The organism is Sphingomonas hengshuiensis, from assembly GCF_000935025.1.
GTDB lineage: Bacteria > Pseudomonadota > Alphaproteobacteria > Sphingomonadales > Sphingomonadaceae > Sphingomonas > Sphingomonas hengshuiensis.
The window spans coordinates 2,166,268-2,192,706 of sequence record NZ_CP010836.1; the positions used below are offsets into that span (position 1 = coordinate 2,166,268).

At 67.5% G+C, this 26,439-nt stretch carries 18 protein-coding genes, 1 other RNA gene and 1 pseudogene; 4 read left to right on the forward strand and 16 right to left on the reverse strand.

Features of this window, described 5'->3' with window-relative positions:
• Positions 1-73: 73 nt before the first annotated feature.
• Positions 74-490: a M67 family metallopeptidase gene (locus TS85_RS09565; protein ID WP_044336115.1), complete on the reverse strand. Its 417-nt coding sequence runs from the start codon at positions 488-490 to the stop codon at positions 74-76.
• An 18-nt stretch (positions 491-508) separates the two neighbouring features.
• On the opposite strand from TS85_RS09565, the gene TS85_RS09570 reads away from it, so the two are divergent.
• The 3 genes from TS85_RS09570 (at position 509) to mtgA (ending at position 3,236) form a co-directional block, all read left to right on the forward strand.
• Entirely contained in the window at positions 509-1,462 is a 954-nt protein-coding gene (locus tag TS85_RS09570) for an RluA family pseudouridine synthase (protein WP_044331845.1), read from the forward strand.
• Between the two features lie 53 nt (positions 1,463-1,515).
• A complete protein-coding gene (gene rpoH / locus TS85_RS09575; RefSeq protein ID WP_044331846.1) occupies positions 1,516-2,421 on the forward strand; it encodes an RNA polymerase sigma factor RpoH in 906 nt (301 codons plus the stop codon).
• 80 nt (positions 2,422-2,501) lie between these two features.
• Positions 2,502-3,236 carry a monofunctional biosynthetic peptidoglycan transglycosylase gene (gene mtgA, locus TS85_RS09580; RefSeq protein WP_077228541.1) on the forward strand — a complete coding sequence of 245 codons (735 nt, stop codon included), beginning with the start codon at positions 2,502-2,504 and terminating at the stop codon, positions 3,234-3,236.
• On the opposite strand, the gene TS85_RS09585 is transcribed toward mtgA, so the two are convergent.
• The 8 genes from TS85_RS09585 to TS85_RS09615 all read right to left on the reverse strand — a co-directional run bounded on the left by TS85_RS09585 (position 3,237) and on the right by TS85_RS09615 (position 9,592).
• On the reverse strand, positions 3,237-3,524 hold the full coding sequence (locus TS85_RS09585) for a hypothetical protein (RefSeq protein WP_227698741.1): 288 nt from the start codon (positions 3,522-3,524) through the stop codon (positions 3,237-3,239).
• A gap of 68 nt (positions 3,525-3,592) precedes the next feature.
• On the reverse strand, positions 3,593-3,916 hold the full coding sequence (locus TS85_RS09590; protein ID WP_044331847.1) for a YbaB/EbfC family nucleoid-associated protein: 324 nt from the start codon (positions 3,914-3,916) through the stop codon (positions 3,593-3,595).
• Entirely contained in the window at positions 3,913-5,526 is a 1,614-nt protein-coding gene (locus TS85_RS09595; protein ID WP_044331848.1) for a DNA polymerase III subunit gamma/tau, read from the reverse strand. The genes TS85_RS09590 and TS85_RS09595 overlap by 4 nt, the downstream gene beginning before the upstream one ends.
• 366 nt (positions 5,527-5,892) lie before the next feature.
• Positions 5,893-5,990: signal recognition particle sRNA small type (gene ffs, locus TS85_RS24595), an RNA gene on the reverse strand.
• An 85-nt stretch (positions 5,991-6,075) separates the two neighbouring features.
• Complete coding sequence (locus TS85_RS09600) at positions 6,076-6,357, reverse strand: hypothetical protein (protein WP_044331849.1); 282 nt, start codon at positions 6,355-6,357, stop codon at positions 6,076-6,078.
• Positions 6,358-6,736: 379 nt separating this feature from the next.
• Positions 6,737-7,072 carry a 2Fe-2S iron-sulfur cluster-binding protein gene (locus tag TS85_RS09605; RefSeq protein ID WP_044331850.1) on the reverse strand — a complete coding sequence of 112 codons (336 nt, stop codon included), beginning with the start codon at positions 7,070-7,072 and terminating at the stop codon, positions 6,737-6,739.
• Positions 7,069-8,361 (reverse strand): cysteine desulfurase family protein, encoded by a 1,293-nt coding sequence (locus TS85_RS26090; RefSeq protein ID WP_265102109.1) that lies wholly within the window; start codon positions 8,359-8,361, stop codon positions 7,069-7,071. The genes TS85_RS09605 and TS85_RS26090 overlap by 4 nt, the downstream gene beginning before the upstream one ends.
• 133 nt (positions 8,362-8,494) lie before the next feature.
• Positions 8,495-9,592, reverse strand: a complete 1,098-nt coding sequence (locus tag TS85_RS09615) for a cysteine desulfurase family protein (protein ID WP_044331851.1) — start codon at positions 9,590-9,592, stop codon at positions 8,495-8,497.
• Positions 9,593-9,664: 72 nt separating this feature from the next.
• Here TS85_RS09615 and TS85_RS09620 point away from each other — a divergent pair, with 72 nt between their 5' ends.
• Positions 9,665-10,321: an alpha/beta hydrolase gene (locus tag TS85_RS09620; RefSeq protein ID WP_044331853.1), complete on the forward strand. Its 657-nt coding sequence runs from the start codon at positions 9,665-9,667 to the stop codon at positions 10,319-10,321.
• Positions 10,322-10,325: 4 nt separating this feature from the next.
• Here the strand turns inward: TS85_RS09620 and TS85_RS09625 are convergent, their stop codons facing one another.
• The 7 genes and pseudogenes from TS85_RS09625 to TS85_RS09655 all read right to left on the reverse strand — a co-directional run bounded on the left by TS85_RS09625 (position 10,326) and on the right by TS85_RS09655 (position 26,423).
• A complete protein-coding gene (locus TS85_RS09625) occupies positions 10,326-10,544 on the reverse strand; it encodes a DUF2093 domain-containing protein (protein WP_044331855.1) in 219 nt (72 codons plus the stop codon).
• Between the two features lie 89 nt (positions 10,545-10,633).
• A pseudogene (locus TS85_RS09630) lies at positions 10,634-12,888 on the reverse strand (beta-glucosidase).
• Positions 12,889-13,172: 284 nt separating this feature from the next.
• Positions 13,173-16,214 (reverse strand): TonB-dependent receptor, encoded by a 3,042-nt coding sequence (locus TS85_RS09635; RefSeq protein ID WP_227698742.1) that lies wholly within the window; start codon positions 16,212-16,214, stop codon positions 13,173-13,175.
• 271 nt (positions 16,215-16,485) lie between these two features.
• Entirely contained in the window at positions 16,486-19,329 is a 2,844-nt protein-coding gene (locus TS85_RS09640) for a TonB-dependent receptor (protein WP_044331858.1), read from the reverse strand.
• A gap of 116 nt (positions 19,330-19,445) precedes the next feature.
• Entirely contained in the window at positions 19,446-22,577 is a 3,132-nt protein-coding gene (locus TS85_RS09645) for a glycosyl hydrolase (protein WP_044331860.1), read from the reverse strand.
• Positions 22,574-24,952 carry a glycoside hydrolase family 31 protein gene (locus TS85_RS09650; protein ID WP_155006357.1) on the reverse strand — a complete coding sequence of 793 codons (2,379 nt, stop codon included), beginning with the start codon at positions 24,950-24,952 and terminating at the stop codon, positions 22,574-22,576. The genes TS85_RS09645 and TS85_RS09650 overlap by 4 nt, the downstream gene beginning before the upstream one ends.
• Before the next feature lie 40 nt (positions 24,953-24,992).
• Positions 24,993-26,423, reverse strand: a complete 1,431-nt coding sequence (locus tag TS85_RS09655; protein ID WP_044331864.1) for a DUF1593 domain-containing protein — start codon at positions 26,421-26,423, stop codon at positions 24,993-24,995.
• Positions 26,424-26,439 lie beyond the last annotated feature (16 nt).

Below are 26,439 nucleotides of genomic sequence, written 5' to 3' on the forward strand. Positions count from 1 at the left end.
AAAGTCGTCACGATGTTTCCGGGCTTGTAATAAACGAAGCTGTGGCGCCCGGGCCACGTTTGTTTCATTTATGTCAGACACTTGGTTCGTCGGCCTCGACAAAAGCGACGGGCATGAACCGCCCGTGCAGGCCCTCGCCGCCCGCGCGCCAGCACAGCACCTCCCCCGCCGCCACGATCGCCCATAGCTTGCCGTCGGGCGCCGCCATTGCCCCATCGGTGATCGAGGGTTGCGCGTCGCCGCTGGGGTGCGAATGCCAATAGCCCTGGATGCGCGGGCCGCCGCGGCGCTCCGCCCGCAGCGCCGCGAACAGCGCCGCCGGGTCGATCTCGAAATGCCGATGTGGATTCGCGGCCACATTCTGTGTCACCGAAAAGTCAGCGATCGTCGCGCCCTCGCCGAACAAGAGCCCGCACGCCTCGCGCGGCGCCGCGTCGGCGGACAGGGATTTAATACCGTTCAGTACGTATCTTGAAATGCGTATCGCCATGCCCATTTACCTTAGGCAATGAGCCGGGGGGTTTCCATCATCGAAGCACGGATCGCAGACACGGCGGATGGCTGGCGTCTCGATCGTGCGCTTGCCGATGCAGTGCCGACGATGTCGCGCGAGCGGCTGAAGGCGCTGATCTCCTCGGGCCAGGTCACCGGCCCCGAGGGGCTGGCCCGCGATCCGGCGCGCAAGGCGCCCGGCGGCGCGGTGTTCAGCGTCGCGATTCCCGAGCCCGAACCCGCGCACAACATCGCGCAGGACATCGCGCTGACCGTGGTGTTCGAGGACGAGCACCTGATCGTGATCGACAAACAGGCCGGTCTGGTGGTCCACCCGGCGGCGGGCAACCTCGACGGGACGCTGGTCAACGCGCTGCTCCACCACTGCGCGGGGCAGTTGTCCGGGATCGGCGGCGTCGCCCGGCCCGGCATCGTCCACCGGATCGACAAGGACACATCGGGGCTGATGCTCGCCGCAAAAACCGATCGCGCGCACGAAGGTTTGGCGCGGCAGTTCAAGTCCCATTCAATCGATCGCCGCTATAAGGCTATTGTGTCAGGACAGCTCAAAACGTCGGAAGGGACCGTGAACGCCAATCTCGGGCGATCGTCGACCAACCGAAAGAAAATGGCGGTGGTCCGAGAGGACCAGGGCAAGCACGCGATCACCCATTGGCGTAAACTTCATCAACTTCGGGATGCATCGCTGGTCGAGTGCCGGCTCGAAACCGGGCGGACGCATCAGGTGCGGGTGCACATGGCGTCGATTGGTCATCCCTTGGTAGGGGATCCGGTGTACGGAAGTACACGTCCTCAACACCGCCAGCTTCTGGCAACCCTGGGTTTCCAGCGGCAGGCGTTGCATGCGGCCCATCTAGGGTTCATTCATCCGGTGAAAAGCCACGCTTTGGCGTTCGATAGTGAAATCCCTGCGGATATGCAGGAACTGTTCGATACTCTTGTCGTATGATTTATGTGGCGCCGTCCTTCCGGACCGGCGCCCAGTGAAGGGAGAATGTGATCATGGCTAGCGGCAGCAATGTCCCCGCGACGATCCCCGCACTCGGCGGAGAGGCGAGCCTCGACCGCTATCTGGCGGAGATCAAGAAATTCCCGATCCTGGCGCCCGAGCAGGAATATATGCTCGCCAAGCGTTTCCAGGAGCATGGCGATACCGAAGCTGCGGCACAGCTCGTGACGTCGCATCTGCGCCTCGTGGCGAAGATCGCGATGGGCTATCGCGGCTATGGCCTGCCGGTATCGGAGCTGATTTCCGAAGGGAATATCGGGCTGATGCAGGGCGTGAAGAAGTTCGAGCCCGATCGCGGCTTCCGCCTCGCCACCTATGCGATGTGGTGGATCCGCGCCTCGATCCAGGAATTCATCCTGCGCTCGTGGAGCCTCGTGAAGATGGGCACCACGGCGGCGCAGAAGAAGCTGTTCTTCAACCTGCGCCGGATGAAGGCCAAGCTCGATGCGTTCGAGGACGGCGACCTGAGCCCCGAGCACCTCGCCAAGATCGCGACCGACCTGGGCGTGACAGAGGACGAAGTGACGTCGATGAACCGGCGCATGTCGATGGGCGGCGACACGTCGCTCAACGTGCCGATGCGCGAGGATGGCGAGAGCCAGTGGCAGGATTGGCTCCAGGACGATTCGCCGCTGCAGGACACCGTCGTCGCCGACGCGCAGGAAGCCGATGTGCGGCATGAGATGCTGACCTCGGCGATGGACGACCTGAACGAGCGCGAGAAGCACATCCTGACCGAACGCCGGCTGACCGACGACCCCAAGACGCTGGAAGAGCTCAGCCAGGTCTATGGCGTGTCGCGCGAGCGGGTGCGCCAGATCGAAGTGCGCGCGTTCGAGAAGCTGCAAAAGGCGATGATGCGGCTGGCGGGCGAAAAGCGGCTGCTGGCGGCCGTTTGATCCCAACGCCACCGCCGCCCGGTCGGCCCCCATCCCCCGGCTTTGATCCGGCGGCGGGCCCGCCGCTGGGTCCGCCCCCGATGCCCGATCTCGCCCCCTTGCGGGCGGCGGAAGCATCCGCTCGCCGCCGCAAGCCGCTGTGGCGCCGCGCGCTGGTGTTCGTGCTGCGCGCGGTGGTGGTGTTCGTGGTCGGGTCGCTGCTGTGGGTGGCACTCTACAAGTTCGTCCCCCCGCCCTTCACGCTGACGATGGCGGGCGATGTGATCGGGGGCCACGGCGTCACCAAGCGCTGGATGCCGCTGTCGCGGATCGATCCCAGCATGGCCCGCGCCGCAATCGCCGCCGAGGATTCGCGCTTCTGCCAGCATCATGGCTTTGACATCGACGCGCTGGAACAGGCCTATCGCCGCAACCAGAAGGGCGGGCGCATCCGCGGCGGGTCGACGATCAGCCAGCAAACCGCCAAGAACGTCTTTCTGTGGCAGGGCGGCGGCTATTTCCGGAAAGGGATGGAGGCGTGGTTCACCGTCCTGATCGAGAATATCTGGGGCAAGCGGCGGATCATGGAAGTGTATCTGAACGTCGCCGAGACCGGGATCGGCACGTACGGCGTCAACGCCGGAGCGATGCGCTATTTCAAGCATGACGCATCCCGCCTCACCTCGCACGAGGCCGCGCAGATCGCCGCGGTGCTCCCGCTTCCGAAGAAGCGCGCCGCGATCGATCCGCGCGGGTTCACGCGCCGTTATGGCAACACGATCAGCAAGCGGATCGGCGTCGTGGCAGGCGGCGGGCTCGACGCCTGCCTGCGCTGATCAGTCGATCTTCTTCGCCGCATCCTTCGCCGCGCCGCCGACGTCCTTCGCCGCATCGCCCACGCTTTCGGCAGCGCTGGTGACGGCGTTGGTCTTGATATTCTCGCGGTTGTTCTGGTTGATCAGATACACCGCGCCGACGATCACGGCGATCAGCAGCACCAGCCCGATCAACAGGCCACCTCCACTGCTGCGGCGCTCGACGATCACCGGGCCAGTCGCCGTTTCGGTCTCGACCACACGCTCGCCGGTCACGCCGTCGGTGCGCTCCACAACGCGTTCAACCATGTCACTCTCCTCCTGATACCTGGCGGCGCAACCGGCAAGTATAGGAGATTGTTCCGCTTTCGATGCGATCAGAACGGCAGCTTGAAGCCCGGCGGAAGCGGGATGCCGCTGGTCATCTTGCTCATCGCCTCGTTCGACGCCGCATCGGCCTTGGCGCGCGCATCGTTGAGCGCGGCGGCGACCAGATCCTCGACCATGCCCTTTTCCGACGGCGACAGCAGCGATTCGTCGATCGTCACGCCGATGATCCGGCCCTTGGCGGTCGCCTTGACCTTCACCAGCCCGCCGCCCGATGCGCCCTCGACTTCGATCGTGTCGAGGTTCGCCTGTGCCTTGGTCAGTTCGGCCTGCACATTCTGCGCCATGGCCATGATGTCTTCGAGGCTCTTCATGCCTGCATACTCCGTCGGGTGGTCCAGCCGATCAGTTCGGCTTCAGGGAAGGAAACGAGCGCCGCCGCCACCAGCGGCGATTGCAACACCGCCGCGCGCTCGGCGGCTTCGTTCGCGGCCTGCTCCTCGCGCAGCGTCGGGGCGTCGCTTTCGACGAGCTGCAGCCGCCAGTTGACCCCGGTCGTGTCGCGCAGCGCCGCGGCGAGATCGCGGAGGAAATCATGCGGCAGGCTCCGCGCCGCGCCGAAGTGCACGTCGGCGCCGTCGAAGCGCACCGGGCGCAGATAATCGCGCACCTGTTGCGCAAGCTGGAGCCGGCGATTGGCCTCCAGATGCGCGGCAAGCTCGGCCATGCTGCCCGGCATCGCGGGCGCGGCAGGCTGTGCGGCACCGGGGGCGGCAGGCGCGACGGCGCCGCTGGCGATCTGCCGCGCCAGTTCGCCTGGGTCGGGGAGCTGCGAGGCGTGGATCACGCGCAGCAGCGCCATTTCGCACGCCTCGATCGGCAGCGCGGCCTTTGCCACTTCGTCGTGCCCGCGCAGCACCAATTGCCAGAGGCGATGCAGCGCGGGGAAGGACAGCCCCGACGCCCAGCGTTCGAGCGCGCCCAGTTCCTCGGCGGACTGGCCCGCAGTGGGCACGCTGCCCAGCTTGACCAGGGTGACGCCGTGGACGGTCTCGAGCAGCGTGCGCAGCACCGCCTGCGGATCGACGCCAAGGTCATATTGCCCGCGCAGCGACGCCAGCGCGCCGAGCGCGTCGCCCGCCAGCAACAGGCCGAAAAGGTCGCGGATCGCGCCGCGATCGGACAGGCCGAGCATCGCGCGCACCGCTTCGGCGCGCACCCCCTCGCCTTCGATCCCTGCATGCGCGATCGCCTGGTCGAGGATCGACAGCCCGTCGCGTGCCGACCCCTCCGCCGCGCGCGCGATCAGCGCCAGCGCCTCGGGCTCGGCCTCCACCCCTTCCGCCTCCGACACGCGGGCGAAATGCGCGGCGAGCAGCTCGGCGGGGATGCGGCGCAGGTCGAAACGCTGGCAGCGCGACAGCACCGTCACCGGCACCTTGTTCACTTCGGTCGTCGCGAACAGGAACTTCACATGCGCGGGAGGCTCCTCCAGCGTCTTGAGAAGCCCGTTGAACGCCGCCTTGGACAGCATATGGACTTCGTCGATGATGTAGATCTTGTAGCGCGCCGAGACTGCCGAATAGCGCGACGCCTCGATAATCTCGCGGATGTCGTCGATGCCGGTATGGCTGGCGGCGTCCATTTCGATCACGTCGATATGCCGCCCCTCGGCAATCGCGCGGCACGGCTCGCACACCCCGCACGGATCGATCGTCGGGCCGCCATGGCCATCGGGCCCGACGCAATTGAGCGCCTTGGCGATCAGCCGCGCGGTCGAGGTCTTGCCCACCCCGCGCACCCCGGTCAGCAGGAAGGCATGCGCCAGCCGGTCGCGCCGAATCGCATTGCCCAGCGTGGTGACCATCGCGTCCTGCCCGATCAGTTCGCTGAAGGTCTGGGGCCGGTATTTGCGCGCCAGGACGCGATAGGCCTCGGCCTTTGGCTGGGGCGGTTCGTCGAGGCTTAGGAAGGAATCGGACATGTCAGCCCACCCTAGCCGGACACGGGCCGGGTGTCGAAGGGCGAGCGGCGCCGGGGAGGCGAAGTTTACGAAGTTTAGGCGTGTGCGGGTCTGCGCCCACCCGGTTCCCTGCGCGCGGCCATACCCATGGCGGCGGCGATGCGGGAGTGCGAAGTTTACGAAGTTTAGGCTTCCGCGCGCATGCGGGCACGCGCCCCCGCGCGCGCGCGCCGACCCGCGGGGGCGGCGATGCGGGGATGGCGGGGGTGCGCGAGGTCATCCTTTGTTCCTGCCATAAGGGCCCGGTTGTAGGACAGCGGATTCGCGATCCGGCACGACGAACCTTGTGTGGCACAGGCTGTGCCGTTCGTGACGGGCGGGTGATGGAAAGGTGGGAGCCGGAACGACCCGAAGCGAAATCGTTGTGGCTGCTTCCTTCCGGACCTGACCAGGTTGGCGACGACTGCGTCCGCCCGACTCCCGCGGCGCATATGGGGGAAGCCGCCGGGCGTGGCAAGGGGTTGAGAAGCGGCGGGGGAGCGCCCCGAAGGACGCTCCCCCGCATCGGCATCAGCGGCGGACGCGCACCTGGCGGCAGGTGCGGATGCGGCGATGGTTGCGCCAGCGATTGGTGCAGACGGTGCGCGTGGCATTGCGGCGATGCCCGCGACGCACGCCCGAGCGGCGGCGATCTTCGCGGACGACGACGCGCGTCTGCTCCGCCGTCGTCGCGGCTGCGATCGCCGACGCGGTCACGAGCGGCGTGGCCGTTGCGGGTGCGACGACGCTGGCGGACGCCGGAATCGCGAAAAATCCCGCAGCGGCAACCGCTGCGATCATGAATGCCTTCATTGTAACTTCCTCCGAAGCAGGGAGAGCCCTGCTCCTGCCGAAGCTCCGACCGGGGCAATAGGTTCCCTCGCCCCGGCTCCGCTGCCCGACCGAACCCTCGCTCAGCGACTTTTTGAAAGCTCGCGAAAGAACGAACTTCAGGGCAGCGCCGTCCTCCGCCCGCATACATCGGACGGCGTTTTATCTGCTTCCGTCACCCTGAACTCGTTTCAGGGTCCAACGCGCAACACGGGAATTCGCAGCTTGTGGCGCGTTGGATGCTGAAACAAGTTCAGCATGACGAAGTAAAACTAAGTGCGCAAACTCAGCTGCGATTGCACTGGCCGGGCGGGGGGACCGGGCCGGTGCCGCGAATGCGCCATAGCGCATTTCGCTGTCCTCAGCGCCCCTGCATGTCGCGGTGTCCGGGGGGCATCCGCACCGTCAGGCCGTCAAGATCGGGAGTCAGCAGGATCTGGCACGCCAGCCGGCTGGTCCGCGTGGCACCCACCGCCAGGTCGAGCATGTCCTCCTCCTCCTCGCTCGCGCGGGGCAGGCGTTCGAAATCCTCGTCGGCGACGATGACATGGCAGGTCGAGCACGACATCTGCCCCTCGCACGTGCCCTCGAGCGGCTGGCCGTCATTCTGCGCGAGTTCGAGCAGGCGGTCGCCCTCCCCGCCCTCGACTTCGCGGAGCCGGGCGCCGTCGGCGCTGACGAAGCGGACGCGGATCATGCCGCCGCCTGCTGCGCGCGCGCCGCTGCCTCGATGCGGTCGATCGCCTCCATCACTTCCCCTTCGGTGGTGTAGCGCCCGAACCCCAGCCGGATGCTGGAGCGCGCCTGCGCATCGCTGAGGCCCAATGCACGCAGGACATGGCTGGGCCGTCCCGACCCACTGGCACAGGCCGAGCCCGCCGAAAAGGCGATGTCGCGCAGATCGGACATCAGCCGGGCGACGTCGAGCCCGTCACGGCGGAGGTTTAGGTTGCCGGGGTAGCGGGCGGAGGGGGAGCCGTTGAGGTGCCATTCCGCCTCTCCCCTCCCTGCAAGGGAGGGCAATCGCATATGGGATAACTCTTTGTCATCCTGACGAAAGTCAGGATCCATTCGGTGCTCCGTCTGCGCTTCTTCATCCAGCGGAGCGGCTAATTGGATCCCAGCCTTCGCTGGGATGACGGCGTTTATGGGCTCTTGCTGCCCTATCCGATTGTCGCTCCCTGCAAGGGAGGGGTCGGGGGTGGGTGCCGGCGCCGAAGGCGGCGGCCTGACCGCGGCGGCAGGAGGCTCGCTTTGCTCGCCACCCACCCCCAGCCCCTCCCTTGCAGGGAGGGGAGCGAGATGGGGCCCCTCCCTTGCAGGGAGGGGAGCGAGATGGAGCCGCTCGCACGCCGTCTCGAACAGCCGCGCGACGTGCGCCGCGTCGGCTTCGCGCCGCGTTGCCGCCAGCGTAGCCGCCGCGCCGAACCCGGCGCACAGCGCGGGCGAGAGCGTGCCCGAGCGTCCGCCCGGCTCCTGCCCGCCGCCATGGAGCAGCGGCGCGAGGGGCACGCCGCCTCGGACCCACAAAGCGCCGATGCCCTTTGGCCCGTGGATCTTGTGCGCCGATACCGCGACCAGATCGCATCCCTCAGGCACCGGCACGCGGCCATAGCCCTGCACTGCGTCGCACAGGAAAAGCGCACCCGCTTCATGCGCCAGCGCGGCGAGTTCGGCGATCGGCTGGATCACCCCGATCTCGTTATTGACCAGCATCGCCGCGACCAGCCCGGTGCCGGGCGTGATCGCCGCGCGGGCGGCGGCGAGGTCGACCAGCCCGTCCTCGCCGACCGGCAGCAATGTCACGGCGCGCCCCTTGCGCGCCTCTGCCGCGACGGTGTCGAGCACGGCGGCATGTTCGGTCGCCCAGGTGACGATCGGGCCGGTGCTGCCCTGGATCGCCCAGTTGAGCGCCTCGGTCGCGCCGCTGGTGAAGCTCAGCGTGCCGCCGGGCGGGAGCAACGCGGCCACGGCGTCGCGCGCCACCTCCACCGCCGCCTTTGCCGCGCGTCCGGGGCGTGGGGGGAGTGCGGGTTGGCGTGCTGGCGCTCCAGCCAGGGGAGCATCGCGGCCAGCGCCTCGGGCGCGAGCGGCGTCGTCGCCTGGTAATCGAGATAGATCACGCCGCGCGCGCCTTTGCCTCGGCGGCGATCGTGCGCCAGTGATCGAGGAACGCGCCGACTTCGCGCTCGCTCGTCCCCCGGCCGAAGCTGACGCGGACGACTTCGCGCAGCTCGGGCTCGCTCCAGCCCATTGCCGAGAGGACATGGCTGGGGCGCATGCTGCCCGACGAACAGGCGCTGCCGGCCGAGACGGCGATGCCCGCCATGTCGAAACGGATAAGCTGTGCGGCAGCGGAGACGCCCGGCATCCGGTACGCGCCGATCAGCGGCGTGCGCGGGCTGTCGGCGCCCACGACTTCGCCCCCGCCCGCGACGATTGCCGCCTCCAGCCCGGCGCGTAGCCGGACCATGCGCGGCAGATCCTCGGGCACCGCGAGCGCGGCGGCGAAGCCCAGCGCGCCGGGGAGGTTCTCGGTCCCCGCGCGATAGCCCTTTTCCTGCCCGCCCATCGGCAGCAGCATTCCGAAATCGCGAACGAGCAGCGCCCCCACCCCCGGCGGCCCGCCGCGCTTGTGCGCCGACACCACGACCAGATCGGCGTGGCGGATCACGGCATCGTCGGCGCGCGCGGGCATTTGCGCGGCATCGACCATCAGGATGGCGTCGGCGGCGTGGACGATTTCGGCGATGGCGGCGATCGGCTGGCGCACCCCGGTCTCGCTATTCGCCCATTGGACGCAGACCAAAGCGCGGCCCGGCGTGGCGAGCGCGGCGCGCAGGGCGTCGAGATCGACGATCCCGCCCGCATCGACCGGCAGCACCGCCGCGCCCTCGCCATGGCGGAGCACCGAATCATGCTCGACCGAGGTGATGATCCGCCGCGCGGCCATCGACCGGCCCAGCGCCATCTGGATCGATTCGCTTGCCCCGCCGGTCAGCAACGTCTCGTGCGGCCAGCCATAGGCGGCGGCGATGCGGCGGCGGGCATCCTCCAGCGCCGCACGCGCCGCGCGCCCCTGGGCATGGGGCGAGGAGGGGTTGGCCCAATGCTCCATCCCCTGTGCCACCGCCGCGCGCGCTTGCGCCAGAATCGGTGTGGTCGCAGCGTGATCGAGATAGAGTCTGTCGGCCAAATCCTGTTCCAATTGCGTCATGGCGTGCCGCGCCTATATAGCGCGCAACTCCCCGCGCTCCACCGCGCGCTCCAAATTCAAGGCAGAGCTATAGTGCCAGAAGTCATTTTCCCCGGTCCCGAAGGTCGCCTCGAGGGGCGTTTCAACCCCGCGCCGCGCCCGCGCGCACCCGTTGCGATGATCCTCCACCCGCATCCCAATGCCGGCGGCACGATGAACAACCGCATCACGCAGGAGCTGTACAAGACGTTCCAGCGGCGCGGTTTCGCCACGCTGCGCTTCAATTTCCGCGGCGTCGGCAAGAGCCAGGGCGTGTTCGACAACGGCATCGGCGAATTGTCCGACGCGGCGAGCGCGCTGGATTGGGTCCAGAGCTTCCACCCCGAGGCGTCGACCACCTGGGTCGCGGGCTTCGGTTTCGGCGCGTGGATCGGGATGCAGCTGCTGATGCGCCGCCCGGAGATTCGCGGCTTCATCTCGGTCGCGCCGCCGGCGAACATGTTCGACTTCACCTTCCTGGCGCCCTGCCCTTCGTCGGGCATCATCATCCAGGGCGAACAGGATGAAGTCGTCACGCCGGGCGCGGTGCAGAAGCTGGTCGACAAGCTGCGCACGCAGAAGCACATCACCATCCACCACGACACCATCCCCGGCGCGAACCATTTCTTCGAGCATGAGATGGAGCAGCTGATGGGGAGCGTGGACAGCTATCTCGACATGCGGCTGGACCCGAACTCGCCGATACGGTGAGGGGTTATGGGCGCGGGAGGTTAGCCGCGCCCCCCGCCATCATCGCGGCGGTCGCCTCGGCGGGGCCGCGATAGGCTTCCTGGTGCTCGGCACTCCAATAGAGCAGCGAGTCGATCGAGATGCGCGCGCCGCTGACCGCGCACAGGACGAAGCGCCCCGGGCGGACGACTTCATAGTCGGAGGCGCAATAGAGGATGTGAGCGGGGACGGCAGGGTCTAGCATCCCGTCTATTTAGGACGCGCAGCAACAAAACGAAATGCCCCAGACCGATTGGCGGGAGCCCGCGACACGCGCAGGCCCCCGCCTGTGGGTCATTTCGCCGGGCAGAAGCGCGGCGTGGGCTTCAGATGCGCGGCGCCGAGGGTCAGCGTCGCGGTGGCCGCCGACTCCGCCGACGAGCCGCCCAGCGTCAGGCGATAGCTTCCCGCCGCCAGCCGCCAGCACTTCGCGGCATCGTCATAATCGGCGAGGAGGCGCGGATCGATCGTGACCGACACCTGCTTCGACTGGCCGGGGCGAGATCGACCTTCTGGAAGCCGACGAGGCGGCGGGGCGCTTCCCAGCCGCTGCCCGCGGCATAGAGCTGCGCCACCGCCTTGCCGCGCACTGCGCCGGTGTTGCGCACGGTGAAGCTGGCGGTGATCGCCTTTGCCGACGCCTTGGCCGAGAGCGCGCTATAGCCGAACGTCGTGTAGGACAGGCCGTGCCCGAAGGCGTAGGCGGGCTGGATGCCCTTCAGATCGTACCATTTATAGCCGACCGCTGCGCCCTCGGTATACTGCACATCGCCCTTGGCGGGCTCGGCGGGGTGCGGGAGTTCGGCGAGCGAGGCGGGGAAGCTCAGCGGCAGATGGCCCGAGGGATTGACCTTGCCCGTCAGGACATTGGCGATCGCCTCGCCCCCCGCGGTGCCGGGGAACCAGGCCGACAGGATCGCCGCGACCTTGGGGGCCCAGGGCGTCAGCACCGCGCCGCCGCTCTGGAGCACGACCACCGTCTTGGGGTTCGCCGATGCGACCGTATCGATCAGCGCGTCCTGCCCGTCCTTGAGCGACAGCGACACGTCGAACGCCTCGCCCGCCCATTGGGTGGCGAAGACGATCGCGACGTCGGCGGCCCTGGCCGCGCTGGCCGCCGCCGCCGCGTCCTTGCCGTCGACGAAATCGATCTGCGCGCCCGGATGCGCGCGGCGCAGCGCATCGAGCGGCGACGAGGGGTAATACATGATCGGGCCGGGCCAGAATTTGGGCTCGAGACCGGGCACGGCATTGCCGCCCTTGGGATAGACCAGCGACGAGCCGCCGCCGGCGATCACACCCTTGTCGGCATAGCCGCCGATCACCACGATCCGCTTCGCGGTGCCCGCCAGCGGGAGCACGCCGCCGCTGTTCTTGAGCAGCACGATGCTGTCCTCGGCATCGGCGCGGGTGATCGCGGCGTGGCTGGCGAGCATCGCGTCGGGCAGGTCCATCGCGGCATCGGTCACGGGGCGGTCGAACAGCCCGTGGCGGAACATCGCATAGAGGATGCGCGACGCCATCGCATCGAGCTGCGCGGGCTTGACGCTGCCCTCGGCCAGCGCCTTCTTCAGCTCCTCGCCGAGATAGGGCTTCTCGTCGAACGGATAGCCCGATTGCTGGTCGAGCCCGGCGGCGACCGAAGGGACGGTGGAATGCACCGCGCCCCAATCGGACATCACATAGCCCTTATAGCCCCAGGCGCCGCGCAGCACGTCCTTGAGCAGCCACGCGCTTTCGCACGCGAACGGTCCGTTGACGCGGTTGTACGAGCACATCACCGATCCGGGATTGCCCTTCTCGATCGCCAGTTCGAACGCGAGCAGGTCCGACAGATGCGCCGCCTTGGGATCGATCACCGAATTGCCGGCGTTGCGATCGGTTTCCTGGTCGTTGATCGCGAAATGCTTGATCGTCGAGATGATGCCATTCGACTGGATGCCCGCGATCTGCGCGCCGACCATCGTCCCCGCCAGCAACGGGTCCTCGCCGCCATATTCGAAATTGCGCCCGTTGCGCGGTTCGCGCGCAAGGTTGACGCCGCCCGCAAGCATCACGTTGAACCCCGATGCGCGCGCCTCGGCGCCGATCATCGCGCCGCCCTTATACGCCAGTTCGGGGTCCCAGGTCGCGGCGGTCGCGAGGTTCGATGGCAACGCTGTCCGCTCGCGTTTGCGCGCAGCCCCGCCCTGCGTCGCGACCCCGATACCGGCATCGGTCAGCCACTGCGCGGGGATGCCCAGCCGGGGGATGGCGGGGATATAGCCCGCCGATCCGGCGCGCGCCTCTACGGGCGCCTTGAATTTCTTCGGCGGGAAATCGGTGCCGAAATAGCCGAAGACGAGGACCAGCTTCTCGTCCTGCGTCAGCCGCGGCAGCAGCAGCGCGACGCGCGCCTCGGGCGTCAGCCGGGCGTTCGCCCAGGGCCGGTCCTGCGCCACCGCCGGTGCCGGGGGCTGTCCCGCCGTCGCCAGCGACGCCAGCCCGCCCGCGCCCGCAATCGCCGCTGCGACGAGCGCACCTGCCTTCACCCTGTTCCTGCTCTTCATCGTCGTTCCTCTCCATTCGTCCGGTCGAACCGTTTTCGGGGAATAGCGCAAGCGCCGCGCCAAGACACTGTCTTCGCGGCGCTGCTCGCGGGGCGGAGACCTGACGATCCACCCGTGATCGTGCACCCCCTACCAAAGACCGACGAAACCCCCGCGGCACATTCAAGCTGCCGCAGAATGCCGCCGGGGCCGCCCGGCGCACAAAAAAATGCTCCGCCGCCAAGGGGTGGGGCGGCGGAGCAGCAGGGAGAAGGGTGCCGGGGCGGCGGGCGCCCCGGCGAAGGTCAGAAGCGCCCGCGGATGCCGACCAGCACGGTGCGGCCCGGATTATATTCGTTGAAGGTCGCGTTCTCGTACTGGAAGTAGCTGCTCTGTGCTTCCTTGGTGATGTTGATCACGTTGACCACCAGGGTCGGCAGGTATTTGTTATTGAAAATCTTGCCCAAATCGAGATTGCCCGAGAAGTCGAGCTGGGCATAGTCGCGACCGAAGATCGCCGCCTGGGTGATGCCGTTCTGGTTGGCACCCGAGCCCTGCGACCCTTCGTTGAAGGTATAGGTCAGCCGCGTCGACAGGCCGTTGCCTTCATAATAGCCGGTCAGCGTGTAGGTGGTCGGCGCGACGCCGATCGCCACCGCCGGTGCCCCTGCCCCATCGCCCTTCTGGTCGATCAGCGTCAGATTGCCCTGGAAGCCGAAGCCCCGGACCCCGGCGAAGCTGGTCAGGAAGTCCAGCGGCTGGGTGACCTGGAACTCGAGGCCGTTGACCTTGAGCTTGCCGTCCGAATTGACCTGCTGCTGGACCACGACGGGCACGTCGTTGAGCGACTGGCCCGCCGCCGCGCGCGTTGCGAGCGCGTCGCGCTGCGCCTGGGTGAGCGAATCAACCGTGATCCCGTACTGGTTGAAGAACGAGAAAGGCACGGTGCGCAGCCCGTTGACGGTGAAGCCGGTGATCGACTTACGGAACGCCGCGAACGCGATCACGCCTTCCCCGCCGGTGTAGAATTCGAACCCGACATCGATATTCGTCGAGATATACGGATCGAGCGCGCTGTTGCCGACATTGCCGACGTCCGCCGACGGCGCGACGAAGCTGGCGCCCGGAAGCATCGCGTTCGGATCGGGCCGCGTCATCGTCTTCGAGAACGAACCGCGCGCCACGGCGATGCCGTGGAAGTCGAACGCCGCGCTCACCGAGGGCAGGAAGTTCGAATAGAGCGTGTTCGTCTTCGAGAAATTGATCGTGTTGGGATAGCGACCGCCATCGGCAATCGTCGCGTTGCGCGGATCGGGAACGGAGATGCGTCCGCCGATGATCTGCTCGGTGCGGACATAGCGGAGCCCGCCGTTGAGCCGCAGCGTGTTCTCGCCGACGTCGATCGCGCCATTGCCCTCGACAAAGGTGCCGGTGACCTTTTCCTGCACCAGCCCGCCATTGGCGCCGCTGCTGCCGGTGCCGGTCTCGCCCGAGGCGGCGAGCAGCGCGTCATAGCCGGTCGCCGAGCGCACCTTGTCCCAGTCGACGGTGATGAAGCCGTTGCTGCCGGGCTTCAGATAACTGGGCACCGCCGCCGTCGGGATGAGCGACCCGGCATAGCTGATCGGCACGCCGCCCGCAGTATAGTTGGTGCCATAGCCCAGAAAGGCCGGGAACCCGGCGGGGGTCGCCGTGCCGGGCTGGTTGAGCCCGGTGCACGGCGTCGTGCCGGTATTGGGCGCGGGCAGCGAAACATTGGGACCGTTGCCGCAGATCGCATTCTGCCAGGGCGCCGTGTTGTCGTACGGCGTGATCCGGCGCATCGTGTCGTCATAGGCCGCGCCCACGCGCACGCTGAACCGCGTCGAATCGCCGAACAACAGGCTGCCGCGCACCCCCTTGGTCTCGGTCGTGCGCTCCTCGCCGTTCAGATTGACGCGACCGCCCCCGGCCCAGCCGAAATTGGCCGGGTTGTTCAGGTCGATGTTGGTCGTGATCTGCGGAATGCCGCCATTGTTGACATAGGTCACCGTCGCGCCGCTGTTCGGCGGGGTGATCACGAGGAACGTCGGGCTTTCGCGGCGGAAAGTGCTCTTGGTGTAATTGCCCTGGATGTCGCCGGTGATCCAGTCGTTGACGACGAAATCAAGCCCGGGATTGACACCCCAATAATCCTGCCGATCCTTGTACGGGCGATATTCGAGGAAAAACTGCGCATTGGCATAGGTGCCCTTGGTGACCACGCAGCCCGCCGAGCAATCCGAGCGATCATAGGTCGTGTTGAGTGGGATCACGGCGCCGTTGCGGCCGACCCAGTTCATCGCGGCGCGGGTGAAGTCGGTGTCGCGCTTGGCGTACATGCCGTCGACATAGAAATGCAGCGCGTCGCTGGGGCGATATTCGAGCGAGACCAGGCCGTTATAGCGCGTGCGCTCGCCGATCTCGGTCCGCGGGCGGCTGAGGCGCGGGAGCAGCCCGTTGTCGATCTGGTCGATCGTCGCGCCGGGATTGCGCGCGAGCAGGAACGCCTGGTCGATCACGGTGCCTGCGACCAGTCCGTTGCCGGCATTGGCCGGGACCGTGCCGGGAATCGTGAAATTGCCGCCGCCGGTGCCGTTCAGCGTCCCGCTGGTCCGCTGCGTCGCGCTCAGATTGGGGTTGGTCCAGCCGATGGTCTCATAGCCGTCGACGCGGAAATGGTTGCGCACCGCAGCACCGCCGACGAGAATGCCGAAATCGCCGAAGGTCGCGCTGGCGAGGACATGGCCGCGATAGCCCCATTTGTCCGCGGAACTCACCTTCGAGCCCTGAAGGCCATAGCTCACATAGGGCTTGGGATTGTCGAAGGGACGCGCGGACCGCAGGTTCACGGTGCCTGCGGCGCCGCCTTCGACTTGGCTCGCCACCGGCGACTTGCTGACAGTCAGCTGCGTGAACAATTCGGTCGGGAGCAGGTCGAGATCGACTTCGCGGTTGGTGCTCTGCGCATCGAACCGCACCGAAGCGACGGCGACCGGCGCGCCGTTCAACAGCACGCGGGTAAAGTTGGTGCCGAGCCCGCGGATCGCGACGTTCGCGCCCTCGCCGGTGACTTCGCGGCTGATCGTGACGCCGGGAATGCGGTTGACCGATTCGGCGATGTTGGTGTCGGGGAACTTGCCGATATCCTCGGCGAAGATCGTGTCGGTGAAGCCGATCGAGTTCTTCTTGGCGTTGGTCTGGCTCTCCAGCGAGGCGCGGTAGCCGCTGACGACGATCTCCGCATCGGGCTCGGGAACCTGCTGGTCCGCAGCGGAGGCCGCCGGGTCGGCGGGCGCGGTCTGCGCCTGGACCAGCGACGGAAGCATCAGGCACGAGAGCGCTGCGGCACCAAGAAGCCCGCGGCGAATTCTTACCGAACGAGAAATCATTTCGTCCTCCCCAATTATGTCCCTGCTTAACAGGCGACGATTGTTGCGCAGTGGTAGCGCTAACGGGATTCCTAACTTGTATGAGTACAGCGTGTCAACACTTGTATGAGTATAGGCTCAGAGGGCGCAGACGATAAAAAGGGGGCGCCGCGGTCCGCGACGCCCCCGAGGGTCGTACCTTGAGAGGAATGGGGCTTAAGGCACGAAATTAAAACGTGGTTCGGAGCCCGAGGTAGAATTGCCGGCCGTTGAGGCGATAATTGACCCAGCGATCGGCGGTCGAGCTGGTATATTGGACATCGGCCTGGTTGGTCAGGTTGATCCCCTCCAGGCTGATCGTGAGGTTCTTGATCACCTCATAGGAGATCGAGGCATCGACATAGGTTGCGGCGCGGGTGCCGCTGACGTCCTGGTTGAACGAGGCCGGGACGCCGGTGAGGAATTTGTCGCGATAATTGGCCGACACGCGCGTCTGGAACCCGCCCTGTTCGTAATAGAGCGTGCCGTTCAGCGAGTTTTTCGAAAGGTTGAGCAGCGTCGCGGTGACCAGCGCGGTGCCCGCACGATATTTGATGCTCGAATCGACATAGGTGTAATTCGCCAGCACCCCGAAGTTCGACAGGAAGCCCGGCAGGAAGGTCAGCTGCTGCTGGACGTTGAACTCGACGCCCTTGAGCGGGCCGCCGGGGGTATTGACGACGTTGGTGATCACGAAATCGGTGTCGGGGGTGACATTGGTCCCGGCCAGCAGCTCGATCGGAAGCCCGGTCGACGAATAGGGCGCGGTGACCGTGTTCGACTGGATATAGGTGCTGATATTCTTGTAGAACGCGCCGACCGAGACGATCGCGCCGCGCGCCGGATACCATTCGACCGACAGATCGAGATTGTCCGACTTGAACGGATCGAGATAGGCGTTGCCCGTGCTGACGGTACGCGATCCGCCCGACACGCTGACCGTCGTCGCGCCGGCAAGATTTCCGAGCGGCGGACGCGCGATCACCTTTGCCGCGGCGAGGCGCACCGACAGCTTGTCGGTGGGATCGAGCACCAGATTGATCGACGGCAGGAAGTTGCGATAGGTGCGGTTGACCTCGGTCGGCACCACCCCCGAGGCGTTCACCGTCGTCGGCACCGTCGTCAGGAAGTTCGATTGCTGTTCGGTGATGACATAGCGCCCGCCGAGATTGCCGCGCAGCCGCATGTCGCCCAACTGCGTGTCGAGCATCGCCATGCCGTACAGCGCCCAATCCTTCTCGGTGATCGCACGATTGTCACCGCGCGCCGCCGAAACCGTGCTCGACAGCTCGGTGCGTCCGGTGTTGCTGAAGATCTGATACGCATCCTGGAACGCGCTGATATTGGGCGCGGTCCAGCATTTGGTGTTGCCGTCGGGCATCGTGAACGCGCCGAACCCGCAAAACTGCTCGGTCAGCGAGGCGATCGTATAGCCCGCCGGGATCGCCGGGAAATTGGCCTCGCCCTGGACATAGCGCAGCGCCTGCGACGCGAATTCATATTTCTTGAACTCGCCGCCCGCGCGCAGCTTGAGCACGTCGGTCGCCGCGAAGGTGAAGTCGAGCCGCGCGGTGGTGTTGCGGTTCTGGATATAATTGGGGCGCAGCCGGATTTCGGGGCCGGTCGCGCCGGTGCCCCCCGGCTGCGTCACGCGCGGGCCGAAATACCAGTTATTGGGGTTGGTCACGTCGACACCCCAGTTGATCTTCGGCGCATTCTGGCCGAGCGGGCGAAGATCGTACGAGAAATTGTCGACGTTGAACGAGTCGATCTGCGTCGAGATATCGACGAAATTGTCGAAATCCGACCGCGAATGCCCGACCAGCGCGCTCATCGACAGCCGGTCGCTCAGCTCCTGCTTGCCCGACAGTGTCGCCTGGAGGAACTCGGTCGTGAAATTGTCGCGGTTATGCTCCGAGCGGAGATCGACATTGTCGAACAGGCCATAGACCAGCGAATTGTTCGAATCGACGACGCCGTCGCGGATGATCGTCTCGGGCTTGCCGCCCTGTGACGCGGCGCGGCTGAAGCCGATCGGTTCGAGCGCCCAGTCGTCGCGATCGACCTTGAACTTCGAATAAAGGACGTCGAGCACGACTTCGGTGCCGTCGACGGGCTTCCACTGCGCGCTGCCGGTGACGCCCAGCCGCTCGGTCTTGCCGACGCCCTGGACATAGCGCGGGAAGCGCGGGTTGTAGACGGTGCCGTTATTGACCTGGTTGAACACCGCGACATTGGTGCCGGCGCAGGCCGCGGGCGTCGCGGTGGGGTTGCAGAACCCGCCATCGCCGGTGCCCTGGTTCCAGTCGCCCGAATTGCTCTGCTGGTAATTGCCCGATGCGCGCGAATAGGCGGCGGAGAGCAGCACGCCGAAGGTGCCGTCGCGATTCTGCGTCGCGAACACGCCGGCGATGCGCGGATCGGCCTTTTTCGCCTGATCGTTATAGCCGACCTGTGCCGACAGCGTCAGCACGGTGCCGTTGAAGCTGAGCGGGCGCGAGGTCGTCAGGTCGACGGTGGCGCCCAGCGACCCTTCGGGAAGGTCCGCCGAGGCGGTCTTGCGCACGTCGATCTGGCTGAACAGTTCGGAGGCGAAGACGTTGAAATCGAAACCGCGCGAGCGATTGGCGCCGTTATAGCCATCGGTCGTCGCCTGGCTTTCCATGCCGTTGATCCGCGTCGCGGTGAAATCGCCGCCGAGCCCGCGGACCGAGATCGAGCGGCCCTGCCCCTGATCGCGCGAGATCGCGATGCCGGGCACGCGCTGGATCGACTCGGCGAGGTTGTTGTCGGGGAATTTCGCGATGTCCTCGGCGACGATCGTGTCGACGACGCCGGTATTCTGGCGCTTGATCTCAAGCGCGCGCTCAAGGCTGCCGCGGAAGCCGGTGACGACGATTTCTTCCTGCGCGCCGGTGTCGAGCGTCTCGGCGGGTTGCGCGGGAACGTCCTGCGCGTGCGCCGCCGAGGCGATCAGTGCAGTCGATGCGAGCAACGCAAGGCGCGACGAGGCGCCGAATGTAGTGAGTGCCATGACAATTCCCTCCCCATGATGATTATGTCCGCAAATCTTCGTTTGCGTTGGCAGGGAGTTCGCACGAGGCAAAAACGAAAGCAAGCGAAAATGTTAGCGCAATCATCCAGAAGAGGTCAGCGAATCTCGACGGGTCCTATCAGGCCAGCGGGGCGCAGCGGCGAGGTTGCGTCATAGGGTGCGATCGGGGCGAAGGTCTGGGGTGCGGCGCCGGGCTGGCGGTCGCCGATCAGGCGGTTCTGCCAATAATTGCCGACGAGGATTTCGACGCGATTCCGCCCTTTTTGCAGGGATCCGGCCAGCGAGAGCCGTGCCGGGTGCCACCACACTACGCCCAGATCGCGGCCGTTGACGATCACGCGCGCCATGTCGCCCAGCACGCCGAGATCGATCTCGGCGCTGGCCGGATCGAAGCCGTCCGGAAGATCGAAGCTGCGCACATAGCGTGCACGCCCCGAATAATAGCGGATCGCCGGGTCGGCATCCTGCGCCCAGGAATGAAGCGATTCGAAAGTGGTTTGCGCAGGTGCGCCCATCCCGTCGAGGAAATGGACCTGCCACGGACCGCCGAGCGCAAGCTGCGCGCGCGCGGGCAGCGGATGGGCGACCGCCGCGCCCTGGCTTCGCACGACGACGAAACGCGAGCCATAGCCGGGGAGCGCGACGCGCAGCCGCGCGCCCTCCGCGCTCCGCACCGATGCGAGCGGCGCCCGGCTGCCATCCTCGGCATTCCAGACTTCGGCGACGGTGCCGCCCCCCTCGGCCCGCAGCGTCACTTCGCCGTCGAACGGCGTCGCTGCGGGATTGGACAGGAAATAGACATCGCCGTCCGCCAGCCGCCGATGCGTCCAGTCGAGCCGGGCGCCCGCGACATCGGGGCGCACCCCTGCCCGCGCCAGCGCGGCGCCGGGAGTCGCGTCATTCCGGATAGGCCCTGCCCGCCCCCATAATGCCGCGCGCAGCCGGGCGAATTCGCGGGCGTCATCGCCTAGCCCGACCGGCGCGACCGGCGGCGCTCCCGACAGCATTGCCCCCTGCGCCGCGAGCCGATCGAGCGCACGGAGCGTCGCTACGCTCATCCGTCGCACCCCCGGCGCAATCGCCAGCACGCGATAGCGCGCGCCGCCCGGCGTGACGATCGCGCCGCGATCGACGGTCAGCCGCGCGAGCGTCTCGGCGTCGAGGAAATCATAGTCATAGCCCTCGGGCCGGGGATAGCCGTGCGGCGGGCCGACCGGGGCCTCCTCGCCGTAGAACACCGCGAGATCGGCGGCGGGGCTGCCCTGCTGGAGCAGGAACGACGCGCGCGAGAGATAGGAGACCCAGCCATCGGCGAGATCGGCCCAAGCCTCGTTGCGGGTGAAATGCTGGCCATATTGGCGCAGCGTCATCCCCGGGCGGCGCCCGTCGGTGAAGGGCTGGTGCGCCGAGGTGTGCATCACGATGCGATTGACGCCCTCGGCAAAGAAGCGGTCGACCGGGCGGCGCCATTCGCGCGGGCCGGTGCCCCAGGGCTCGTCGCCCATCGTGGTCAGCGCCTCGGCGGCGACCAGCGGCTTGCCGTGGAGATGCGCCGCCGACGCGGCCTCGCGGATATCGGCGATATGCTCGGGCTTGGGCGCGCCGCCTTCGGGCCAGTACCAATATTCGCCCATCGGCACGTCGGCGCGCGCCTTGGCCTGGATGCCGTCGGCGACGGTGGGCAGATCGGTGCCCGGCGCCTCGGCATAATAGGTCAGCCCGCGCGCGCGGAGCACCTGGGCGAAGACGCCGTAGTGGTTGTCGGCGATCAGATCGGCGATGGTGCGGCGCCAGTCGGCGAGGAAGCGTTCGGACTGCGCACTGTCGCCGACGACGCGGCCCGCGATCGCGGGGAGCCAGGGCAGCGGGTCATAGCCGCGCAGCCGCCGGAAGGCGGCGAACAGGCCCGGGCTCCAGCTCTGCTGCCCCGCCTCCCAGCTATCGGTGATCGCGACGTCCATCCGCCCGTTCGGGCCGACCGCATCGACATACCGATCGTAGAAGCGCGTGGCATAGCCGCGGACGGCGTCGGCATCGAGCTTGTCGACTTCGAGCCCGACGCTCTCCGCCGAGGCGGGGACCGAGCGCCTGCCGGTGAGCGACCAGCCGAACCGCAGCACCGCCCAGCGCCCGGCGGGGGGGCGCCAGTCGAGCGTGCCGTCGGGGGCGAGCTTGCTGGTGAGATCCAGCACCGCGCCCGCCGGGGTGGCGCGCGCGGTGCCGGTGCGGACGGCGGTATAGTCGAGCAGCGTGCCGAACCCGGCCTGCTCCTCGACGCGGTCGAGCCGCGGGCCGACCGCGAACCGCGCCTCGCGTATGTTCAGCGGCGCGGTGAGCCCCTCGAACGCGACGCGCCATTCGCGCGAGGCGTGGCCGGGGAGCGCGAAGCTGCGCACGGGTGCGGCCTTTTGCGCGGTGCCGGGGAGCGTCGCGCGGATGCGGCCCGTAGCGTCGCGCACCGTGCCCGCGGGGATCGCGCCATCGACGGCGAGCGTGAACGCCCCCGGCGCGACGGCGCGATCGAAGCGGAACACCAGCTCGGCGCGCCCGCCGACCGGCGCGAGCGTCGTCGCCGCATCGTAGCGGCCATCGCCGAGCAGCGCGGAATCGCGCGCGCCGGAGATCGTGACGCGCGGCGCCGTCGCCTCGGCGGGGCTCAGTCGGTAGGCGAGCACCGCGACGTCGTCGCCCAGCTCGGGCTGGCGGAAGCGATCGGCGATCGCGAGGTCCTGATAGGGGCCGCTGACGCGGGGCGGCGGCGGGAGGACGATGCGCCCCTTGCCCGGCCCGACGATCGTCTCCGACCAGACGAGCTTCTTCATTGCCTGCGCGGCGGTCACGCCGGGATCGCCGCTGACGCTCCACCCGCCGCTCGACTGCGCGCCGAAGCTCAGGTCGAGCCGCTTGGCCGCCTCGGCGGCGACGCGGACGGCGTGGCGCCATTCGGGGGTGCCGAAGCCGATGCGCTTCTCGACATATTGCGGGATCGGGGGTGAGCCGAAGGCGATGTCGAACAGGAACACCCCGCCCATCCCCGAACGCCGCATCCATTCGAGGTCGAGCCGGATGCCCTCCTCGCTGACATTGCCGTTGATCCATTGCCAATACGCGAGCGGGCGGGCGTCGGGCGGCGGCGCGCGGAAGCCCTCCGCGAGCGGATCGGCCTGTTGCGCGGCGACGGGGGCGGCGCCCGCGAGCAGCAGCGCGACGAGGGCGAGCCGCTTCATGATGCGCGCACCGTGATCGCGGCGCCGCGATACTCGACCGCCTGCCCCGGCGCGGCATCGATGCCGACCCCCGTGCCGGGTGCTACGAACACTATGCGGAAGCGCCGCACGCCGGGTGCGCCCTTCCATGTGCCGACGCGCTTGCCGATCGTCAGCGTGCCGCGCGCCTCGTCCCAGCGGATCGGCACGATCGCGCGCTCGCCACGGGAATAGCCCTGCCCGTCGCCTTCATCCTCGTACAAGTCGAACGCGCCGTCCGCGCCGCGATAGACGCGCAGCTCGACCGGGCCGAACGGGTCCTGATCGGCGTGTTCGACCACCTCGCCCAGCGGCAGGATCGAACCGTCGCGGACGAACAGCGGGATGCGCTCCAGCGGGGCATCGGCGTTGATCCAGCGTCCGCCCGGCTGGCGCGCGCCGGTCCAGAAATCGGTCCAGCCTGTCTTGGGCAGGTACAGCGTGCGCGTCCGCGCGCCTTCCTTGGTGATCGGATTGACGAGGAGCGCGGGGCCGAACAGGAACTGGTCGGCGATGTTCCACACCTTCTCGTCGGTGCGCCAGTCCATCACCAGCGGGCGCATGATCGTGCCATGCGCGTCGGTCACCTGCCATGCGAGCGAATAGAGATAGGGCAGCAGCCGGTAGCGCAGCCGGTTGAACGCCAGCAGCGTCGGGGTGGCGTCGCCATAGCTGAACACGCTGTTCTCGTTGGTCGAGCGCTTGCCATGGGTGCGGAACAGCGGGTTGAACACGCCATATTGCCACCAGCGCGTGTAGAGCTCGCGAAAGGCGGGGTCGCGGGTGTCGGGTCCCTTGGGCGGGGAATCGAGCACGCCGAGATAATAGCCGCCGATATCGGTGGTCCAATAGGGCATCCCCGACAGCGCGAAGTTGAGCCCGCCCGCAATCTGTTTCTCGAAGGTCGGGAAGGCATTGGCGATATCGCCCGACCAGCTCGCCGCGCCATGCGCCTGCACCCCCGCGAACGACGAGCGCGAGAGCAGGAACACGCGCTTGTCCTGCCGCGCCTGGACCCAGCGATCATGGACATTGGCGGTGTGCGCGAAGGGGAAATAGTTCGAATAGAACGCCCCCGGCCCGATCGCGAGGCGGCGCGACTGGATCGTGCGATCGGTGCGCGCCATTGCCGACAGATGCAGTTCGGGCTCGTCACCGTCGAGCCAGAACGCGTCCCACCCCTGCGCCAGCAGCGGCCCGGCGAGCGTGTTCCAATAGCGGTCGGCGGCTTCCGTGCTCGTCGGGTCGTAGAGCTGGGTGCCGGGGACGAGCTGTCCCGCCCCCTTCGTCTGCGCATACTGGTTCGAACTGGTCGAGAGCAGCGGCCAGATCGAGATCATGGTGTGGACGTTGCGGTCGCCCAGCCGCTTGAGCATCGCGGGGACGTCGGGATATTCGGCGGTCTTGAATTCCTTGTCGCCCATGCGCTGCCACCAGCGCCAGTCCTGCACCACGACATCCATCGGCGCACCGCCCTCGCGGTTCATCGCGGCGGCCTGTTCGAGCTGCGCGCCGGTGGCATAATGGTCCATCGACTGGAACAGCCCATAGGCCCAGCGCGGGAACATCGGCGCCTGGCCGGTGAGCGCGCGATACTGGCCGACCAGATCGTCCATCTCCGGCCCATAGGCGAAATAATAGTCGATGCCGTCGGTGCTCTCCGCGGTGACCTTCAGCTCGGTCGGGAAGCGATTGTCGACGCGCGAGGCGGCGGCGGTGTTCCAGAACAGGCCATAGCCTGCGGTCGAGACCATGAAGGGAATCGCGATATCGGTGTTCGACTGGGCGAGTTCGACCACCGAACCCTGATAGTTCATCAGCCCCGACTGATGCTGGCCGAGGCCATAGAGCCCCTGGCGCAGGATCGGGTGGAACAGGATTTCGACATCATAGAGCGACGGCTCGACCGCGCCGGGCCGGTAGGCGCGCGGGCCGTTGCCGACTTCGCCGAGCAGGCGAGTGCCGTCGGGCGCCATGAACACGATAGTGCCGTTCGCCTCGGAAATGGCGAGCTTCACGCCGCCGGCATCGGCCAGCACCTGCCCCGCCGGTGCCGCGGCGGCGGCACCGCCCGGCGCCTGCGCCCCTGCCCCATCCTGTGCAGCGCTGGCGCGCTCCAGCCGCGGCTTGACCGGGGTGCAGGCGCTGCGGATCCACGGGCGCGGCAATACGGGGGGCGCCGCGCCTTCGGGGCGGGCGACGACATGGACGAGATTGGGCCCGCAAAATTCGATGCGGACGCGCTCGGTCGGGGTGCGCAGGACCAGGCCCCCCGCCTCCTCGCCGACCTGCGCCATCGCGGCCGGTGCCGCTGCACTCAGCAGCAGGGCGGCAAGTCCCTTTGCGGTTCGACGCATCTTCACTCTCCCGTCGTTTCGTTGCGCGTCGGTCGCGCGGCTATTTCGCGCGCGGGTTCACCGTCACGATTGCGCGGCGATAGGCGTAGAGCGCCGGCGTCCCGGCATCGCGCGCTTCGAGGATGATGTGGAAGCGCGTCGGCGCGCTCACCTCGGGCGCGACGAAGCGCGTGTGGAGCGGATCGCCGCGCTGGACCTCGACCGCGGGGTTGCGGTTGGTCGCCTCGGACTCGCGATACTGCCACCAGTCATAGGCGACCGTGTCGCCATCGGGGTCCTTCGATCCCTCGGCAGAGAGGCGGACGGTGTCGCCCGAGGTCGCGGTCATCTCGACTGCTTCGGTGCCGGCGATGCCGTTGAGCACGAGCTGCGGGTTATGGTTCGCGCCCTTGTAGCTGGATTGCAGCGTCCATTGGATGCGCCCGGCAAAGTCATGCTGGAACGCCTCGCGCCAGCGCCAGATCGTCGCCTTGTTGGTCTGGCGGACCTTGCCGTCGATGCCGACCACCAGGTCGCTGGTGTCGGTCCACACCCCGTCCCATTCGGAAACCTTGCCATAGCGCCCGCCCCAGCTGCCATAATCGGGATGCTCGGGGCTGCCGAGGCCGTTGGGGATCAGATAGAGGAAGCTCGGCGTGTCGCCTTCCATGATGAATTCGAAGCTGGGGTAGAGCGACCCCAGCGGCCCGCGCTGGATATTCTCGCGGATCCATTCCTTCGACACCGTGGTGAAGTCCGGCCCGTCGAAATAATACATGCGGTCGCCCGAAATCCCGCCCCAGGTCGACAGATTATAGTGGCGGTGCGCGGTGAGGCTCACGATCCAGAACAGGTCGGGGAACTGGCGCCGGACCCAGGGGCCGGCATTGTCCTGGTCGGAGATCGAATAGACGCGCAGTTTCGCGACGAACTTCGCCACCTCTGCGGGCGTGCGCGTCTGGCGGACCTTCCACATCGCCTGCGCGAGGTCGACTGCGCCGCCCCAGACGGTGATCCACACCGGGCGCGGATCGGGCTTGTCGACTGTCCGGATGATCCAGTCGGACGCCGCGCTATCCTTGCCCTCGCCCACCCCGAGCATCCCGAATTCGGGGCGGCCGGGCTTGACCACCGAACGCAGAGTGTCGGCGCTCGGCCAGCCCTTGGCATGGACCTTCAGATTGGGCAGCGCCTTTTCATAGCCGTCGATGCGCCGGGTGATCTGTTCGGGGTGGACCGAATCCATCAGGTGGCGCGACGTGGAGGGCACCAGCCCCTCGACATCCCATTCATTGGCATAGAGCAGGAAGCGGACCATCGATTCCATGTCGTCGGGGTCCGATCCGACATCGGTGAGCACGATGACGCGCGGCTTGGCCGGCGCGGGCGTCGCCTGTTGCGCCAGCGCGGGAAGCGCTGCGGCGCCGATCGCCGTCCCGACCGTCGCGGCGGCGGCGAGCAGCCGGGCCATGGCCCCGATTGTGATCCTCATATGCCTCTCCTCAGTC